Source organism: Streptomyces sp. NPDC047853 (assembly GCF_043204535.1).
Lineage (GTDB): Bacteria > Actinomycetota > Actinomycetes > Streptomycetales > Streptomycetaceae > Streptomyces.
The window spans coordinates 134,460-152,185 of sequence record NZ_JBIDCI010000011.1 but is presented as its reverse complement, the minus strand read 5'-3'; the positions used below and the strand labels follow the sequence as shown (position 1 = coordinate 152,185).

Annotated in this window: 13 protein-coding genes and 1 pseudogene; 7 read left to right on the top strand and 7 right to left on the bottom strand. The window is 67.1% G+C overall.

Translation table 11 applies throughout. The features are described from left to right. Window positions 1–181 precede the first annotated feature (181 nt). Entirely contained in the window at window positions 182–1,621 is a 1,440-nt protein-coding gene (gene gndA, locus ACGF5T_RS21645) for an NADP-dependent phosphogluconate dehydrogenase (protein WP_366766962.1), read from the top strand. Window positions 1,622–2,150: 529 nt separating this feature from the next. Here gndA and ACGF5T_RS21640 read toward each other — a convergent pair. The 3 genes from ACGF5T_RS21640 to panD are packed head-to-tail and all read right to left on the bottom strand — an operon-like array spanning window position 2,151 to window position 3,645. Next, window positions 2,151–2,819, bottom strand: coding sequence for an aspartate/glutamate racemase family protein (locus tag ACGF5T_RS21640; RefSeq protein ID WP_366766963.1), 669 nt, complete (start codon window positions 2,817–2,819; stop codon window positions 2,151–2,153). Window positions 2,820–2,851: 32 nt separating this feature from the next. After that, window positions 2,852–3,196: a GNAT family N-acetyltransferase gene (locus ACGF5T_RS21635; protein ID WP_366766964.1), complete on the bottom strand. Its 345-nt coding sequence runs from the start codon at window positions 3,194–3,196 to the stop codon at window positions 2,852–2,854. A 29-nt stretch (window positions 3,197–3,225) separates the two neighbouring features. Further along, entirely contained in the window at window positions 3,226–3,645 is a 420-nt protein-coding gene (gene panD / locus ACGF5T_RS21630) for an aspartate 1-decarboxylase (RefSeq protein WP_366766965.1), read from the bottom strand. 776 nt (window positions 3,646–4,421) lie between these two features. Here panD and ACGF5T_RS21625 point away from each other — a divergent pair. Beyond that, a pseudogene (locus ACGF5T_RS21625) lies at window positions 4,422–4,846 on the top strand (transposase); the annotation flags it as partial. 137 nt (window positions 4,847–4,983) lie between these two features. Here the strand turns inward: ACGF5T_RS21625 and ACGF5T_RS21620 are convergent. Genes ACGF5T_RS21620 through ACGF5T_RS21605 form a run of 4 tightly spaced genes read right to left on the bottom strand, consistent with a single transcriptional unit; the run spans window position 4,984 to window position 12,113 of the window. Beyond that, complete coding sequence (locus ACGF5T_RS21620; protein ID WP_392888842.1) at window positions 4,984–8,229, bottom strand: SAV_2336 N-terminal domain-related protein; 3,246 nt, start codon at window positions 8,227–8,229, stop codon at window positions 4,984–4,986. Window positions 8,230–8,242: 13 nt separating this feature from the next. Then, window positions 8,243–9,172 (bottom strand): AAA family ATPase, encoded by a 930-nt coding sequence (locus tag ACGF5T_RS21615; protein ID WP_366766966.1) that lies wholly within the window; start codon window positions 9,170–9,172, stop codon window positions 8,243–8,245. Then, window positions 9,169–11,235 (bottom strand): hypothetical protein, encoded by a 2,067-nt coding sequence (locus tag ACGF5T_RS21610; protein WP_366766967.1) that lies wholly within the window; start codon window positions 11,233–11,235, stop codon window positions 9,169–9,171. Before ACGF5T_RS21610 ends, ACGF5T_RS21615 begins: the two co-directional genes overlap by 4 nt. Next, window positions 11,232–12,113, bottom strand: a complete 882-nt coding sequence (locus tag ACGF5T_RS21605; RefSeq protein WP_366766968.1) for an alpha/beta hydrolase — start codon at window positions 12,111–12,113, stop codon at window positions 11,232–11,234. The genes ACGF5T_RS21610 and ACGF5T_RS21605 overlap by 4 nt, the downstream gene beginning before the upstream one ends. A gap of 403 nt (window positions 12,114–12,516) precedes the next feature. Between ACGF5T_RS21605 and ACGF5T_RS21600 the strand changes: the two genes are divergently transcribed. From ACGF5T_RS21600 to ACGF5T_RS21580, 5 genes are all read left to right on the top strand, one after another. Continuing rightward, the gene (locus ACGF5T_RS21600; protein ID WP_366766969.1) at window positions 12,517–13,035 is read left to right on the top strand and encodes a hypothetical protein; all 519 of its coding nucleotides are present in this window, start codon (window positions 12,517–12,519) and stop codon (window positions 13,033–13,035) included. A gap of 57 nt (window positions 13,036–13,092) precedes the next feature. Continuing rightward, a complete protein-coding gene (locus ACGF5T_RS21595; protein WP_366766970.1) occupies window positions 13,093–13,737 on the top strand; it encodes a Crp/Fnr family transcriptional regulator in 645 nt (214 codons plus the stop codon). Window positions 13,738–13,842: 105 nt separating this feature from the next. Continuing rightward, complete coding sequence (locus tag ACGF5T_RS21590; protein ID WP_290002990.1) at window positions 13,843–14,646, top strand: hypothetical protein; 804 nt, start codon at window positions 13,843–13,845, stop codon at window positions 14,644–14,646. A 50-nt stretch (window positions 14,647–14,696) separates the two neighbouring features. After that, window positions 14,697–16,913 (top strand): hypothetical protein, encoded by a 2,217-nt coding sequence (locus ACGF5T_RS21585; protein WP_366766971.1) that lies wholly within the window; start codon window positions 14,697–14,699, stop codon window positions 16,911–16,913. Continuing rightward, window positions 16,910–17,599: a hypothetical protein gene (locus ACGF5T_RS21580; RefSeq protein WP_366766972.1), complete on the top strand. Its 690-nt coding sequence runs from the start codon at window positions 16,910–16,912 to the stop codon at window positions 17,597–17,599. Before ACGF5T_RS21585 ends, ACGF5T_RS21580 begins: the two co-directional genes overlap by 4 nt. The last annotated feature ends 127 nt before the right edge of the window (window positions 17,600–17,726 follow it).

Sequence of the window (17,726 nt, the reverse complement as noted above, 5' to 3'; positions counted from 1 at the left end):
GGGCACCACGAGCACCACAGCCACCATAAGTCTCACGGGCACGACGGGCACCACGGGTACGACGGGCACCACGGGTACGACGGACACCACGGACACCACCAGCACTACATGCACCACAGGACACCCCAGCACCTCGGACATCAGGGCACCACCGACACCAAGGTCACTAGGAGCCAAGCCAATGAGCACTACAGCGCAGATCGGCGTCACGGGGCTCGCGGTCATGGGCCGCAACCTCGCCCGGAACTTCGCTCGCAACGGCTACACGGTCGCGGTGCACAACCGGACCGCGTCGCGCACGCACGCGCTGGTGGAGGAGTTCGGGGACGAGGGCGCCTTCGTCGCGACCGAGACCGCCAAGGAGTTCGTGGCGGCGCTGGAGCGGCCGCGCCGCCTGGTGATCATGGTGAAGGCCGGCGACCCGACCGACGCGGTGATCCAGGAGTTCGCCCCGCTCCTGGAGCCCGGCGACATGATCATCGACGGCGGCAACGCCCACTTCGCCGACACCCGCAGGCGGGAACGCGAACTGCGCGAGCAGGGCATCCACTTCGTCGGCACCGGCATCTCGGGCGGCGAGGAGGGCGCGCTCAACGGGCCGAGCATCATGCCGGGCGGCTCCAAGGAGTCGTACGACTCGCTCGGTCCGATGCTGGAGAAGATCTCCGCGAAGGCGTCGGACGGGGCGCCCTGTGTGACGCACGTGGGCCCGGACGGCGCCGGGCACTTCGTGAAGATGGTGCACAACGGCATCGAGTACGCCGACATGCAGCTGATCGGCGAGGCCTACCAGCTGCTGCGCGACGTCGCCGGGTACGAGCCGGCCCGGATCGCGGAGATCTTCCGCACCTGGAACACCGGCCGCCTGGACTCCTACCTGATCGAGATCACCGCCGAGGTGCTCTCCCACGTGGACGCGGCGACCGGGAAGCCGTTCGTGGACGTGGTGGCCGACCGGGCGGAGCAGAAGGGCACCGGCCGGTGGACGGTGCAGATCGCGCTGGACCTGGGTGTGCCGGTGTCCGGCATCGCGGAGGCCGTCTTCGCCCGTTCCCTGTCCGGGCACGTCGCGCTGCGGGAGGCCTCGCGCGGCCTGGCGGGCCCGAAGGCGTCGCCGCTCGACGAGTCGGAGGCCGCCGCGTTCGCCGACCGGGTGGAGCAGGCGCTGTACGCGTCCAAGATCGTGTCGTACACGCAGGGCTTCCACGAGGTCGCGGCGGGCAGCGAGGAGTACGGCTGGGACATCGACCTGGGCGCGGTCTCGGCGATCTGGCGCGGCGGCTGCATCATCCGCGCGGCCTTCCTGGACCGCATCCGGGCCGCGTACGACGCCCGCGCGGACCTGCCGAGCCTGCTGTCGGACGACACCTTCGCCAGCGAGATCGCCCAGGCGCAGGACGACTGGCGCGAGGTGCTGGTCGCCGCGACCCGGCAGGGCGTGCCGACCCCGGGCTTCGCCGCCGCCCTCGCCTACTACGACGCCCTGCGCGCCGAGCGGCTGCCCGCCGCGCTGACGCAGGGCCAGCGGGACTTCTTCGGCGCGCACACCTACCGGCGCACCGACCGGGACGGCGCGTTCCACACGCTGTGGGGCGGGGACCGGTCCGAGGTCACCGCGTAGCGGTCGCGGGCGGCGGACGGCCGTACGGTCATCCGCCGCCCGCCGCTCCCTTTGTCCCCACGGCCTGTCCCTACGGCCTGTTCCTACGGCGGTTCCGCGCGGCTCAGCTCAGCGGCGGTCCGGGCTCCGGGCTGGGGACGGGCTCCGGTCCCGGCGGGATCGGTGACGGGGAGGGGTCGGGGGGACCCGGGTGCGGGGGTGGCGGTGTCGGCTGCGGGCCCGGCCCCGGGGGCTGGGGCGTGGGCTCCGGGCCGGGGCCCGGCGGCGGTGGCGGGGGCGTCGGTTCCGGACCGGGGGTGGGTCCTGGCGTGGGCCCGGGGGGAACGGGATCCGGATACGGGTTCGTCATGGCGCTGTCCTCCGGCCAGTCGGTCGACGTCGGCTCTCGATCTGTCCCCCGCCTACCCGAGGGCAGTCCCTCCACTCACTCCCCCGCACGAACGGCCGTGCCCGGGTGGCCGAGGCGGCCCCTCACCGGGCCGCGACCGCAGCGGAGCCGACGGTGACGGCGACGGGACGGCGCTCGCGGTCACCGCGTGCCGGGACGCCGTACGCCGAACGGCGACGCGCACGCCGCCTCCGCTGCCGCGGCCAGTCCCGGCGCGGGGCTGGCCAGCACCGGGACGGCGGTCCGGGCCCGCTCCCGGGCCGGCGCCATGGAGGCCTGGGCCAGGACGATCACGTCGGCATCGGTGACGGCGTCGGCGGCCTCGGCCACCACCCGCGCGAAGCCCTCGGTGTCCCCGGCCTCGAACCGGGACCAGGCGCCATCGACCAGGAGGGTCCGCACTTCTACGGGACGTCCGGCGCGGCGCGCCTCCTCCCCGATCAGTGCCGCTGTCGGCTCCAGGGTGCTCCGCAGGGCGCCGAGGACGACGACGCGCGGGCCGGCGGCCACGGCCGCGGCGGCCATCGGCCGGTCGACCCGCAGCACCGGCACGCCCGCGTCACCGGCGGCGGACTCGGCGACGGCGCCGATGGTCGAGCAGGTGCACAGCACGGCCCGCGCGCCCTCGGCGGCAGCCTTGCGCAGCACCGCCCGGACGGCGTCCGCCACCGCCTGCGGCCCTTCCCGGCGCGCCCGGTCCAACAGCTCGGCGTCGACGTGGTGCCGCAGCACCAGACCCGGGTGCGCCGCGTCACGCAGGGCGTCGAAGACCGGGACATGGACGGGTGAGGTGTGCAGCAGCGCCAGCATGAGCGCCCCCTGATCTCCCCTTGGGCCTCGGATCAGAACCGCTCCGGATGCGCCTCGAGCCACTCCTTCGCCGCGCGCAACAGCTCGGCGTCGACCGCGGGCGCTTCGTCCGGGTGGCGCTCGGCCCACTTGACGACGTACGAGCACAGCGGCGCGACGGCGACACCCTCGCGTCGCGCGGCGGCGTACAGCTCACGGGTGAGCGCACCGGCGACGCCCTGACCCTTGTGGGCCGGCTCGACGACGGTGTGCACGGGGACGAGGGCGCGCTCGGGGGCGTCCAGCGCGAAGTACTCGATGCGGCCGACGACGTCGCCGGCACCGACCGCCTCCAGCAGGCCCGCCGCCCGGTCGTCCCGGATCTCGATGTCGCTCACGGCCACGCTCCTCGTCCCGGCCCGGTAGGTCAGGCCGACACGGCCTGCGGGCTGCGCTCCTGGTCCGATCCCGGCACCGGCTCGGACGGGTCGGCACCCAGGGCGACGATACGGTTGTCGCCGTCCACGTGGACGACGCTGGGCCGCAGCGACCGCGCCTCGGCATCGGTGACCTGAGCGTAACTGATGATGATCACGAGATCGCCGGGGTGCACGAGGTGAGCCGCGGCCCCGTTGATCCCGACCACACCGGACCCGCGCTCGCCCTCGATGACGTAGGTCTCCAGCCGGGCCCCGTTGGTGACGTCCACGATGTGCACGAGCTCACCGGGCAGCAGGTCGGCGGCGTCGAGCAGATCGGCGTCGATGGTCACGGAACCGACGTAGTGCAGGTCGGCCTGGGTGACGGTGGCACGGTGGATCTTGGACTTGATCAAAGTTCGCAGCACTTTGGACTCCTAGAGGACGGCTCCCCGCCTGCTTTCTGCAGGTCAGGGGCGTTGTTCACTGTACACCGACGCTCGTCGGACTCGGAGATTCCAAAGAAGATCGACTTTGCTCGGGCAAGAAGGCTCCTCGCCTGTGCTTCCGTGTAGACCAAGCCGCTGCACCAACGTCGACCAAGCATCCGCTGGAGTGCCTGTCCCCGGACTGGGCAAGGACTCATGCTGACCATATGCTGACTTACCTGACGACGCGCCAGGTGCGCACTTCGTCGAGCACGGAGCCACCCTCCGTGTCGGCCTGGAAGAGGGTCAACGCACCCGGCAGGGGGCTTCGTCCGTCTCAAGGCATTACAGCGGCTAACAGAATGGGCGCTGGGCACTGTGCCTAGAGGTATCCCGACTCGTCGTCGGCGACGAAGCGGGTCGGAGATCGCTCCAGCAGTTCCAGGAACTGCAGCAGGTCATCAGTCACCTTGTCGAGTTCTGGGTCGTCCAGCGACGCCGTCCGCGTGCGATAGACCGCCCCATCGGGCCTGGGGACGCAGGACAAGCCGTCGCCGTTCGAGCCAATGACCAGCCGTAGGGACTTCCGCTCCGCGCCGACGTCGGCAGCGCCGTATTCGTAGAGCCGCAGCAGGGCAGGAGCCGTTGGCGCAACTGTGTCGCTTCAGGGGCGAGTTCCGCTCCTGTCTTACCGCTCGTTCGGATACGTTGTTTGAGCCAGCCGACACCGCCCTGTGCGGAGACGGGCCGGTGAGGTCGCTTGTCGAACTGTCGTTGGTGGGCGAGCGACCCCCGCAGACGCCGGCCGCCCTTGGCAGTCCTACCTGTGACACGTCGACATCAAGCACACCCTCCGCCTCTCCAAGCAGACCCTGGGCTGGACCGGACCGAAGATCCGCACCCCAGGGCAGCCAACCGATGGACCTGACTGATCGTCGCCGCCTACACCCAGCTGCAGCTTGCCCAGCCCCTGGCAGCCGACCGTCGCCGACCATGGGAGAAACCCAGTCCGCCGGACAGGCTGACTCCCGCCCGCATCCGCCACGATTTCCGGCACGTCCGCCAAGCGGCCGCCTGCCCGGCCCAGGCACCGAAAGTCTCCCGCCCCGGCCCCAGACGACCACCAGGCCGCAAGAACACCCGGCCCCGCAAAACACAACTGACGCGACGACAAACGAAGAAGTCGACGATCCCACGGCCCGGCGCACAAGTTAAACAAGTGGGTGATCGGCCACGACAACGGCCACGTTGTCGCCCTCTCCAACCACTCACTGCCAGGTGGACCGCACCAACCTGCCGTGGCAACCGCAAGTTCAGGTAGTGGTCTGGTTCACCTCCCTACCGATTCCAACCCGACAGAACGGACCCAGCTCGGTCAGGGGCGGTCTGCGAAGTGCCCGGAAGGGAGCATTCGAACCACACCATCTTGCCGCTACCGAGCCGGGTACTGCCCCAGCGCCTGGCCAGGTTGTTGACCAGATAGAGACCGCGTCCGCCCTCATCAGTGACCCGTGGCCGCCTCAGCCGCGGCATATGAGGTACATCATCACTGACCTCGCAACGCAGTACGTCGGTATGCAGAAGCCGCAGCGCGATCGGGCGGGAAGCGTACCGCACAGCGTTGGTGACGACCTCACTGACCAGCAGCTCCACCGCATCCGACAGCTGCTCCAGCCCCCATCTCGCCAGCACGCGCCGGACCAGTCGGCGAGCCCGGGCCGGGGACCCGTCTTCGGGCTCCAGGAGCCAGTACGCCACATCGCTCGGCGCGATCCCATCAAAGCGGGCAGCGAGCAGCGCGATGTCGTCGTCCCGGTCCCCCGGGCCGAGCATGTCAAGTACCTCGTCGCACAGTGCCTCTAACGGCGGCGGATGATCTGGACCGGTCAGACGGGCTGTTGTGGCAATTCTTTCGCGCAGTTGCTCTATGCCTGTCCACACATCCCTGAGCCGGGACTCGACCAAGCCGTCGGTGTAGAGAAGTAGCGTAGCCCCGGCGGGCGCGTCCAGTTCGACGGCCTCAAAGTCAACGCCGCCGATGCCGATAGGTGCCCCCGACGGGACCCGCAGCACCTCGGCGTAGCCGCCCAGGTGCAGAAGGACAGGTGGGGGGTGGCCGGCGTTGGCGATGGTGATGCGGTGCGAGACCGGGTCGTACACGGCGTAGAGGCAGGTGGCCATACGATCGGTGCCCAGCCTCTGTGCCTGCTCGTCCAGTTGATGGAGCACCTCCTGCGGAGGCAGGTCGAGCCCAGCGAGGGTCTGGGTGGTCGTCCGTAGCTGACCCATGATCGCCGATGAGGTCATCGAGTGACCCATGACGTCGCCGACGACCAGGGCGACCCGGCTGCCGGGCAGCGGGATGGCGTCGTACCAGTCGCCGCCGACCCGTGCAGTCTCGGCGGCGGGAAGATAGCGCGAGGCGAGTCGGACACCGGTGGAGCGGGGCAGCCTCTCGGGCAGCATGGTGCGCTGCAGTTCGTCGGCGAGGTACGCCTCACGCCCGTAGAGCACTGCCTTGTCGATGCCGATGGCGCTGTGAGTGGCCAGCTGGGCGGCGATCAGCAGGTCATCCGCTTCGAACGCCATCCGCTCTGGGCGGCGCAGAAACAGTGCGGCCCCAATGACCCTGCGTCGGCCGCGTAACGGGGCGAAGATCACTCGCCGCCCGTCGGGCACAGTGAACGCGCTGCCTTCACCGAAGAGCTCAGGCATGACGTCACCAGAGCGCGAGTTTGTGAAGACCGGGCGCACTCCACGTAATACCTCGGCAAGCACACTGCCGGGCCGTACCTCGCACACCTCGGCGATCCCTTGATTTCCAGGATGCGATAGGTTCAAGGCTGGCGAAATGTCCACAAATTCCGAATTTTCACCGCTTCGATTCCCATGCCATCGCCGCAGCATGAGGGGGCCGGTAGGTCGCTCGTCGCCGATCGGCAGGGGATCGCGCAGGTAAAGGACTAGGCTGTCGGCGAAGTCCGCAACTGCGGTGTCGAACAAGGCGTCGAGAATCGCAGCAACGTCGAGTTCGCCAGCGATCCGAGCCGTCGCCGAAGCCACAATCGACGCCATGCCTACCGGCGCCGGGTCGCCGCTACCGGCGCCGAGCGCTCTGAGCACGTTTTGGGCGGCATGGCCGAATGGTCTCACTTCGGCAGGGAGAAGCTCCAGCGCGTTGGGATTGTGCAGCACTGCGGGCACGCTGCCCGCGCCCTGAACACGGGCCCCTACGTACTCTTCCAGTACCACGCACAGGCGCCAGGCTTCGTGCTGGGAAAGGAGCTGTTTCAATTCCTCCTCGGCACCGCCACGGAAGGTCACCACGAATATGCCGCCCTCCTGTGGATGAAGCGACACGATGTCACTCGTGATCAGCTCGGCGATGTCGGCGACCGTTGCTTCGGGCACGAGTTCATGCTGTATGAGCTGCAGCACGGGCAGGCCGACACGCCCGACCAAGGCGCATAGGACAGCAAGTTTGACCGCAGTCGGCGAGGCCGTCCGGACGAAAGCTTTGACCGTGTCAGCCTGTGCGAAGGGGGCTTGAGCGGCTTCGCCTCGTGGGACCCTCCCCGCGGGGGGAATGAGTATTGCGTCGCAGCCGCCCGGATCGCCACGCATCTGCGCACGTGCCCAACGCCCGAGCGAATGCGAGCTCAAGGACAGGACGGGGACAGGGAGCCACGGCGCCCGGCCATCCACCAAATGCTCCAGTAGCACCGGCATGTCAAAGCGCAGCGTGGTGCTGCCACTGCCTGGCACGGCCTGGGTGGCAGTAACAGCGGGAAGGTCCAATGCGCTGCTCCGCCAGAGCTTGGGAGGCAGCAGGTCTAGCAGTGCCACCGGTGTCGACCGGGCCCAGGTCCGCAGATGCCTCCAGACTTCCGGGCTGTACCAGCCAGGGGTCGAGCAGTCCGAAACGACAATGACCAGACGTCTGCCCTGCGGTGAGAGCACGTGGTCGGGCCCGGCCACCGCTCCCTGGTGGTCATGAAGCACGGGCTGTGCGTTCTCAAATGTCAACCCCCAGGTGCGCAGCAGGCGGAAGGCTCCCAAATGGTCGAGCACACGTTCCAACTCGTTGATCGTTTCCTTCCAGACCTGCATGGACAGAGACCGGTCGACAATCAACAGCAGGTCGAACCACCGCTCCGGAGCGGCTCGGAACGCTGGGATCAGTTCGCCGCTGCGCGCGTAGCCGTCAACGGTTTGCTCTATGTCGAGCTCCGCGTGCAGGCCGTTCACCCACGGCCGTTTGTAGGCCCGCAGTGCCCGTAACAGGTGCAAGGCATTAGGAAGGGCTCGACCTCGGGCAACGGCAACCGACTCACCCGGCAGTTCTGCGGGGCTGTCGGACAGCTGCTCGTGGATTGCAGCGTCAGGGTGGAGTGACCCCGTCCCCGCCTGGCCGCGCTCCGGTTGGCGCCCCTGTCCGCCACTGGCTCTCGGTGGCACGGGTCCGGGTTCTTCAGCTTCTGGGTGCAGGCTGATCCCGGCGGGGAGTGTAGCGGCCAGCCAGACGGCCTCGGCCAGCGCCGTGGCGTCCAGGTCCAGCCCGTCTACATGGAGGTCCTGCCACACTCGCGAAACGTGGTCAGGCACGTGATAGCTCTCGCATAATCAGGTCAACAACGTTCTGCCGCCTATTGTCGCCCGGAGCTGCGTTTCCGGACATAACGTGAACGGCGTTGAGTAGTTGATCGATGGCCAGGCTGTCACCACCGTCCAACCTAGCGACGAATTCTTCGACTAGGTCTCGCACTGGCCCGTGATCATTAATGTCGATCTTCAGGTGAGCCATGATCATTTGACGGAGCAAGGGTGCCGTAGGCGGTGGCATAGTGTAACGAATGCACCGGCGAAGGAAGGCGGCGGGGAAGTCACGCTCACCGTTGCTCGTCATGACGATGAACGGGAACTGCGTGCAGCGCACACGCCCCCGCTCGATGGCATGGTACTCCTCACCGCCCCACTGCCGAACGCAGACAGTGTCGTCCTGGTATCGGGCAAGCTCGGGGATTTCGTATTCGCCGCGCTCCAGGACGTCGAGGAGATCGCTGGGCAAATCGAGATCACTCTTGTCGACCTCGTCGATCAGCAACGCGCGGGGTTGCTGCGCCGGCAGCAGGGCCGTGCCGAGCGGCCCTAGTTGCATGAACGGTGCGATGTCATCAACACCGCCTGCTTGACCGAGGCGCTGCGCGTGGATGCGGCCCAGTGCGTCGTAACGGTAGAGGGCGTCGTTGAGAGTGCTGCGGGAGGTGATATGCCAGCGCAGCACAGATCCGAGCTTCAGCTCGCTGGCCACCTGCTCGACGACCGTCGACTTACCTGATCCGGCCGGTCCCGTCACCAAGAGCGGCCGACGCAAGTGCAGAGCCGCGTTCACGGACTCCACCAATCCGGCGGGTGGCTGGAACTCCTTCGCCATAGCGCGGCGTGGGAAGGTCCGCCACGGTGGTGGGGGCGCGAGTTGCACGTCACGCGGAATACCGTCGCCGGTGTAGTACGGACTCCAGGTCATGCGATGCTCCCGTGTACGGCGTGCTGTGTATCGAACCAGCTGCAGAAGTCGAGCCATTCGAGGTCGTGCCAGACAGTTCTCAGGTCAGCGAGCCGGTCGGACGGCTCGACGCTACCGCCCTGCCAGCGTCGCCGGTACGCCTGGGCCAGTTCGGTCGGCAGGCGGTCCCAGACCATGTCGAGGAGCGCCCGCTCGGTCGGTGAGAAGCGACGGTCAGAGTCGGGCCACAGCAGGACAGGAACATAGGCCAGCAGGAGCTCCATCGCCTGCTTCAGATGGGCGGGGCGGTGCGAGAAGGCCACCGCCCGCGTGTACCTGCCGGCCCGCAATTGCTCCGCGAGATCGGCTGCCTGGGCTGCGTCCTGTTCGGCCAGCCAGTCAACGGGAGCCTTTGCCGCGCAGGTACTCATCTGTTCCAGGCCAGCCCGGGCATGGTCGTTGATCCACCACAAGTGGGCGGGGGGATTCAGCCGCATACTCCAACGCACCACCACATCGTGGTTGACGCCCAGGCGCACACCGAAGTCGGTTTCCTCGGGTCTCCACCGCAGGAGCAGCGAGGTGGGGACAGCGACGTCCACATGCCGGAGTGGTGCCTGGCGCGGTCGGGCATGCTTGCGCGCCCAGGCGACGGCCTGCGCGAGCTTCGCCTCGACTGCCGTCTGGGTCGGAGCGCAGGCAATCTCTGCCCGCTCGCACACCGTGCCGCCATCTAGCAGCCACAAGCTCAGTGATTCAGGCCAGTCGTCGGCCACGGTGGCATGCAGGCTGACGACCAGCCGCAGCCGTCGGGCGGTTTGGCCGCGCAACAGCTCCTCCTGGGCGTCGTTGAGTTCGATACGGGCCCCGCACGCATCCGCCCATGCCGTTACCCCGGGGCTGCAGAGATCGAGTCCGGCGTCGCTGCCGAGCGCCACGACGAAACGGGTGAGCAGTGCTGTCCGGCTGTCACCGACCCTGGGAGCGCGGAGGACGAGTAGTTCGAGGAGGTCCCTGAGCAGGGCTGTGCCCGTGGCGTCCGGCACCAGCGCGTACGCATCAGCGGGCAGCAGGGGCAGTGCCTTACGCAGCCGCTGGGTCGTGAGCTTGCTGTCGACCCAAGAGGTGAGGAAGGACTGCGTCACCAGGCAGATGCGCAGGCCATCCACCACGTGGAGGGCCCGGTGCACGAGGGCTGGGAGACCTCCCACGCCAGATTCCTTGATCGCATGCATGTCGTATCGGACCCGGTCCAATTCATGCAGGGACCACGGTTCCGGCCAGGCCGCCGCAAGACCGATCGCGTCCAGCGCCGAGCGGAGGTCCTCAGCACCCAGCAGGCCCGGGCCCGGGCCATCGGCGCCGGTGCCACGGGGATTGTGCGCCAACCACAGATCGTGCACGGCGAAATGATCACCGTCGTGCTCCAGACTGACGATGTCCTGCCCAAGGACCGTATGGCGCAGCTTGTCCCTCAGTGCGGATACTTCGAAGTGTTCTCCTGCGCCCGGTATGCCCTGCCGCAGCAGTTTCGTTAGCTCCCGGGTGAACACGAGGTCGTACGCCTCCTGTTCTGCACCTGAGGCCATCAGCAGGGACAGGCGAGTCCGCCCGCCTCGCACGCCTGCCACGAGGGCCTTTACGTCAGGCACGGCACCAGCGGCGTGGCAGGTATCGACCAGACCAATCACTCCGTTGACGCCCGGCTGCTCCGCCGCTTGGACGAGAAGATGACCTACGTTCACCGCACTGCCCAGAACGTCAGGCTGCGCGTCAGCCCCCATCATGTACAACTCTGGGCGTCCTTGCGGCGCCATGCCGTGGCCGAGGAAGGCCAGGATCAGGGTGGCGCCAACATCGCCGGCGCGCCGGGCGGCCGTGCGCACTGCGGTCTCGATCCGTGTCTGCGTGACGGCCGCGCCGTACAGCAAAGCGCCCTCGTCGGCGAGCGCAGGGGAGCAGTACCCCAGATGCTCCTGCTGGAGCAGATCGGCCAGGGTTTGGGCGGCTCCCTCTAACTGATCCAAATGGCCCATGGCCGCGTTCTGGGGCGCCACAATGAGAAGCAGCCTCGACGCAGTCATGCAGGTCCCCTGTCCCCGGCAGCCCGCAGGGCCTCCATGACCGGGCCGGCCACGCTGGCCTGCGCAAGGTATTTCGTGGCCGTGTGGACCCAAATCCCGTCGGAGTCCACCCGATCGGTCAGGGGCAGGCAGCCAGCGGCGTTAGGTAGGATGGTCCGCTCCAGCCGCGGGCGCGGGGCGATGATGTCGTCCCGGTCCCAGAAGTTTAGCCAACGGTGCACACAGTTGGGGGTGGCGGGCGGCTGGGGCCGCAAGCGCGGGTGCACGACAGTACGCATGCCGATTGGAGATCCCACCGTCACCAGCAGCGGTATGGATCCTTGATAGTGGTGCAGCGCCTCCAGGGCAACAACGCTTCCGAGCGAGTGCGCGATTACAACCGTCGGCCGGTCCTCATGCAGGAAGCTGAGAAGACGGCTTCGGATACGTTCGTCGAGAGTGCGGCCGTCGCCGTCAGCCTCGGACCTGGCCAGGTAGCGAGTCACCTGGGCGAGGTGACCAGTCATGAGACGGCTGCTCGCCCACTGACCCCCGCGGCGCACTCCGGGCAAGGCCAGCAGGGTTGTACAAACATTCACCAGCCGCCGTACTAAGTTTCCACTGCCTTGCGCCTGCTGCGCGGCGGTCAGTTCCACACGAGCGTGCTGCAGGATGCGTCGCTCGCCCTCATCGGAACAGGTATCCAGGTGCGTGTCGATCACGTCGCCCAGCAACTGACGGAACGCCTCGGCCTCGCCAACGTTAGCGAGCGGTGCCAAGCCACCTTGTGCCATCGGACGCACGAACAGGTCTCCGTAGTACGCGAAGACTGCTTCAACGGAGCCCTGTCGAGCCAGTGCCGAGCCCTGCGACGAATGGCCCGCCTTGCGAGCTCCCATGGCCAATGCACGGAGCCAGGAGTCGCGCTCCCCCTCAGGGTCTCGTGCACTACCAATCCCATGAACGAACACTAAGCCTGATCTCACTGCAAACCCCCTCCCCCGCATGCTCTCCCACCACACAAGTTACAGGTCAGCGGCGTGGTAAGGGTCAAAATTAGCAAGCGCAGCACGTGCAATGAACGAGCGCGCAAGAAAGCATTAGGTGTTCGAGTGGACCTGTGACTGCTGCCCCACCGTCGCCTGTGGAGCACTCGATCCGGGCAGCGTCGTGGTTCAAACCAAACCAGGCTCCCGACTGTGACCGATCGATCGCGATCGCTACCACCTGGTGGGCAGCTGCGTTCCGGCCGCCTGCCCAGACTGCTACTCCAAGCCGCAAGGCAACGACAAGGAGAAGGCAGTGGAAGAACCCGAGTCGCAGAACGTCCCGCTGCACGTCTCGACAACAACCGGCGTACCTGTGAGTGATGACAACAGGATGTTCGTCGAGGTGCAGCGCGCGGATACGAAAGCAACAGCACTGAGTGGAGTAGCCGGTGCCCTACTTGCGATCACGGCAGGGACTGCGCTGTCCGCACCGGTGAACTCGTCGCGCATGCTCAGCGTGGCTGTGGCGCTGGTGGGCGCACTGCTCGGGGCAGCCCTGGTATCGGCACTGATGGCCCTGCGCCCCATCTTCCCGAAGGACGACGGGCTCGTTTGGCGCGAGGAGTTCGTCGGCGGAGGCAGCGGAAGCAGGCACTCGTCGGCAGCCCTACCGCCACGTCCGGTGAGCTACGCCGAGATACCGGAACGTGAGGCCGCCCTGACCGCCCTTGCGCGCCGAAAGTTCCGGGCGGTCAAGGTGGCCGTCGATCTCACCGTGGCCGCAATCAGTGTGGCCGGATTGGTCCTGTTGCTCACCTTACTCGCCTCCTGAAAATCTCACCCTCTATGGGTTGGTCCCTACGTTTGGGGGGATATGTATCAGTCGCACATGGCAGTGATCGGCGAGAGTCTGTGGTTGCAGTTGCGTGCCCTTGCCCCCATGCGGGTGCGCCCGGCCCGCAGCGTCCTCTTGAGGCAGGGGGATCCCGGTACCCATGTGGTCTTGCTGGCTTCGGGGTCGACCATCGTGACGTTGACGGGGCCGAACGGGGAACGGGCCTTGCTCGCGATACGCGGCCCTGGTGAGCTGCTCGGCGAACTGGCCGTCCTGGATGCGCAGCCCCGCTCGGCTTCTGTGATCGCTGCGGAATCCTGCCACGTGCATCTCATTCCGGCTCCCGATTTCCTTTCATTTGTCGAGAGCAACGGCCTACTCAACCCGTTGCTACGCCATGCGATCGCGCGAGTCAGGGAGTCCGAGACCGTCAGGCTCGAACTCGCCACCGCGTGTGTTCCCGTACGTCTGGCCGGTGCCCTTCGCCGGCTCGTGGATGCAGCTGCGACGAGTCAGCCAGCGGTCAGTGTCCGACTGACTCAGGAAGAGCTCTCCCAGATGATCGGTGCGTCCCGCAACGCCGTCGGTACGGCGATCAAGCCGTGGCGGGAAGAGGGCTGGCTGGAGACGGATCCGGGCGGCGGACTGCTGATCCACGACATCACATCGATCACGGCCCACGCCCGCAGCACGATGTGACCGGCCGCACCCGGGCGGTGCCCAGTAGTGGGCACCAGAGCGTGCCCGGGCCGATCAGCATGGGGCACTCGATTCTTCCGTCGTGACCGAAAGGTCGGTGACAGCGTGCCCATTGCCTCACCTTCGTCCGTCGACGTGCCACCGGAGCAGGCGCTCCTGGCCGTGGATATGCAGGGCTACAGCCAGATTCCGGAAGCGAAGATGGCGCCCGTCCGTTCCGATCTGGATGACGTCCTCACCAATGTGCTGACCCACGTTGGCCTGCAGGATCCACGAGACCGGCCCGGTGCATTCAAGGACACCGGAGATGGAGCCATCTTCGTCATGCCGGCCAAGGACATCGCACGGCTGGTCGACCCGCTGCTGGAACACCTGCACACAGCGCTCGTCCGCTACGACCGTGAACGGCTCGCCAACGCACCAGCGATCCGACTGCGTGCCGCTGTGCATGTCGGCCCGCTCTCCCTGCTCGACCATCGTGGCGATGCCATCAACGAGGTGTGCCGACTGCTCGACAGCCAGGTCGTGCGCGCGGGCCTCACCGTGGCCCGGGAACACCGAGGCGGCTTTCTGGCCGCCGTCGTCTCGGAGGCGGCGTTCCGGCGGACCGTCCGCGCGGGACGCACGCCGGACCTCGACGAGGAACGCTTCCTCCGTGCCACGGCGCGGGTGCACGGCAAGACATTCGAGGAGCCGTGTTGGCTGTTCGTACCCGAGATGACACCGCAAGCCCTCGCACCGCTCATCAGCCCGGAGCCCCTCGGAGGCGGAGGTGGAACAGCCGCGCCGACGTCGTCGGCCGGTTCAAACAGCCCGACTGGCGCCATCTTCCAGTTCAACGGCGAAATGACCGATACCACCGTGATCAACACGGTCGGAACGATGCGCATCGACCGGCGCCGGATCTGACCGTACCCGTGCCCTCGCTCCGAGCCGCATCGAAAGGAACCAGAGAGCGCATGTCCGATAACCGTTCCCCTTTTTCGCGCCGCTCTCCCGACGAGCTCGACTCTCCGTCGACGGGAGCGGATGGCACGGCTCCGCATCCGCCGGACCCAACCAGTAGCCTTCCTGAAGGCACGGAGACCGTTGGCGCCGACCGGGCCGCCCCGGCAGCGTTCGTCGTGCCCCCCGTACCGGACACTGGGCCGGCACCGATCACGGTGAACCGTCCGGAGTTTTTCGTCAACCACGCCGACAAGATCATCAACGAGACCCGCAAACCGGGCATCCTCGAAGGCTCCACGCTTTCTCGTCACCGGATCAAGCAGGAGCCGATCGCCCGCGAAGGCCAATGGGCAGAGACTTGGCAGCAGGCTCTGGATCCGGCGGGGTTACACCCGCGGAAGCACGTACTGATCATCGTCGCCCCGCGGTCGTACGGATCGACCACCCTGGCCCTGCACCTCCTCGCCGAGCACACGGGCGAGGAGACCGACATCGTGAAACTGGACGCAGACTGGAAGACACCCAAAGTGGGCTGGCTTCCCGCCGAGGAGCGCCACGCCTACCAGGTCGACCTCAAGGACCCTGAGCACGACCGGATCTCGGCCGATTTCCTCACCATGTTGGAAGAGCATGCCGGGCTTCTGGAGAGACTCGGCTCCTATCTCGTCCTGAACGTGGCCAAGGATCTCTGGACTGATCACTACGCCTCGGTCCAATCCGGCATTCACGTCGTCCACGTCACCGAGCCGCCGTCGGCCCAGGGTGTCGTGGAAGCCCGGCTGAGGGCTCGCGAGGCCGCTGGGCTGATTGCTTACCTTCACTCCGTCGACAAGGGCAAGGCTTCGATAAGCCGTCTCGACGCCGTGGAAGCGGTCCGCACCGCGGACTCGATCATGCTGGCGTGGCGGGAACACGAACGGCTGACTGACACGTCGCTCCCCATGGACGTCCCGTCGTCATGGTCCGCGCTCGATGCCGGACTGCTCGAACGGATCACGTCCGCCATGTCCGACTGGCGAGACAAACTCGACACCCTGTTCGGAGAGACGGTCTCCGGGCATGGAGGCAAGGACACGTCGCTGCCACTGGAAGACCGCTGCCTCCTCCTGGCCCTGGCTGTGTGCCAATCCGCGCCAATGCCCGTAGTGGCCAAAGCCGCCCGCGACCTGCAGCGCATCATCAGCGCCGATGTCGCCAGCGGCAGCGACTTCGCCTCGTCGACAAGTGCGGCATTCGCCGGCCGCGGGTTGCGCCGCCGTGTTGTCGATGTCGGCGCCGGAGTTAGCAGCAACGACGAAGCCATCTTCGACCAACCCGGCTACGGCAGGGCCATCCTGACCTACGTCTGGGACAACTACGAGGTCATGCGCGATCCCTTGCTCAAGTGGCTTATGTCTGGGGACAGCAGCGAGGCGAACGAGCACGTCGTGGATGCCATCGCCGCTCTGACCCTGCGGCACGGGAACGTCGACCACCTCGTACAGCTCGGCTCCAAGAGCTACCCAGTGAAGGAAGAACTCCTCAGCGCCCTTTTGGTCCAGGCAGTACAGGACGAGCATATCGGCCGCCAAGCGTGGGGCATTCTGTACGGCTGGGCTTCGGGCAAGGAACGGGCGGCTACGGTGGTCGCCGCCTGCCGACAAGTCCTGAACTCCCCGGACGTCACGTCTTCTCAGGCCAGGATGGCCATGGTCCGGCTGCGGCGAGCCGCCAACAGTGGGCACGAATCAGCCTGGCCTGAGGCCCTCGCAGTCTTCATCGAGCAGGCTCAGCACTCCGCCGGGGTGGCGCGGCTCATCACCGAAGTACGAACATGGCAGCAGTCAGGTCGGTCCCGCGGGGCCGGCACCGCAGCCTTCCTGGCCCTGATGTCTGTACCAGGCACCACCACCCCGTGGCTGCTATCCGATGAAGTCCCTTCCGAAGTGAACGTGAAGCGGGCTTTGCAGGATCTATTGGGAGACATCGATACGGCTCCCGACGCCATCAACCGCCTCACCACATGGGTCAGGCAGTCAGCGACCGACCCCGACACCTACGCCCGCGTCCGCGACGGGTTGCTCCCCGTCCTACGCGGCCAAAAGATCTTCAAGGCTTCCGTGAGCCTGATGCAGGCACTGGAGCACGTCTCGGTCGACGGGGAGACGAACGCGGCCAACGACTTCTGGGACCGTCTCGTAGACCCACGTGTCCGCACGGTGTTTCAGCTCAACAGGGATTCGGCGTGAGGTGGTTCTGGCAGCGCCGGGCCCGTACGATCCACTGCGCCCAGCCACGGATGCTCCGCTGCGCGACCCCCGGTATCAACTTCGAGGCCACGTTCACGATCGAGTGGCGCCCCGCGTTACGGACCCGGCTCAATCTCGAAGACCTCGTACTCAGCCAGACCCTAGCGCGGGCCAGCGAGGTTGCGCAGCTCTTCCCAGCCGTCGAGGTGCGCACCGCGCAGGACACCATCAACGCCGAGCTCGGCGCCCCAGAACACACCCGCGCCACCGGGTACCGGTGCCTGGCTGCCCGTGTTGAACTGGCGCTCTCGGAGAACGCACGGGAAGACCTTGCTCAACAGCAGGCAGACGAGGCACGGGTACGGCGGCTGCGGTTCCTCCGCACGAACCTGTACGAGCAACCTGACCTTTTCGTGCTGGACCGGATCGAAAAGCAAGGCGATTGGCCGGGCGCTCAGCAGGTTGCCGAATGGCAGCGCCTGGCACGGTGGATGGTCGCTGCTGACGAATGGTGGCAGCCCATTCTCGACCAGTGGGAAGAGGTCGGCCAAGGCTTCAACGACATTGAGCTGCAGAACCGGGCCATGCTCGCGCTCTGCGACGCGCTCCAAAAGTTGAAGGGCGATGACTCACCGGACGACTCCTCCGTCGCTTCTAGTACTGCGGAAGGGCGGCGCAAGGAATGAGCCCCGCGCTGTGGCGGATCGTCCTGGACCCCCTATCTTCCTGGCGTGCACTTCGCCTGCGACGCAAAGCGGGCAGCCAATTATCATTCGACGCAGCCTGGCGGCAGGCACGGATGCTGGTTGCTCC

Bases quoted from the DNA above. Each gene is read 5' to 3' on its own strand.
- gndA (WP_366766962.1), top strand. From the start codon at position 182: ATGAGCACTACAGCGCAGATCGGCGTCACGGGGCTCGCGGTCATGGGC.
- ACGF5T_RS21640 (WP_366766963.1), bottom strand. From the start codon at position 2,819: ATGCTGGCGCTGCTGCACACCTCACCCGTCCATGTCCCGGTCTTCGAC.
- ACGF5T_RS21615 (WP_366766966.1), bottom strand. From the start codon at position 9,172: ATGACCTGGAGTCCGTACTACACCGGCGACGGTATTCCGCGTGACGTG.
- ACGF5T_RS21610 (WP_366766967.1), bottom strand. From the start codon at position 11,235: ATGACTGCGTCGAGGCTGCTTCTCATTGTGGCGCCCCAGAACGCGGCC.
- ACGF5T_RS21605 (WP_366766968.1), bottom strand. From the start codon at position 12,113: ATGGGAGCTCGCAAGGCGGGCCATTCGTCGCAGGGCTCGGCACTGGCT.
- ACGF5T_RS21595 (WP_366766970.1), top strand. From the start codon at position 13,093: ATGGCAGTGATCGGCGAGAGTCTGTGGTTGCAGTTGCGTGCCCTTGCC.
- ACGF5T_RS21585 (WP_366766971.1), top strand. From the start codon at position 14,697: ATGTCCGATAACCGTTCCCCTTTTTCGCGCCGCTCTCCCGACGAGCTC.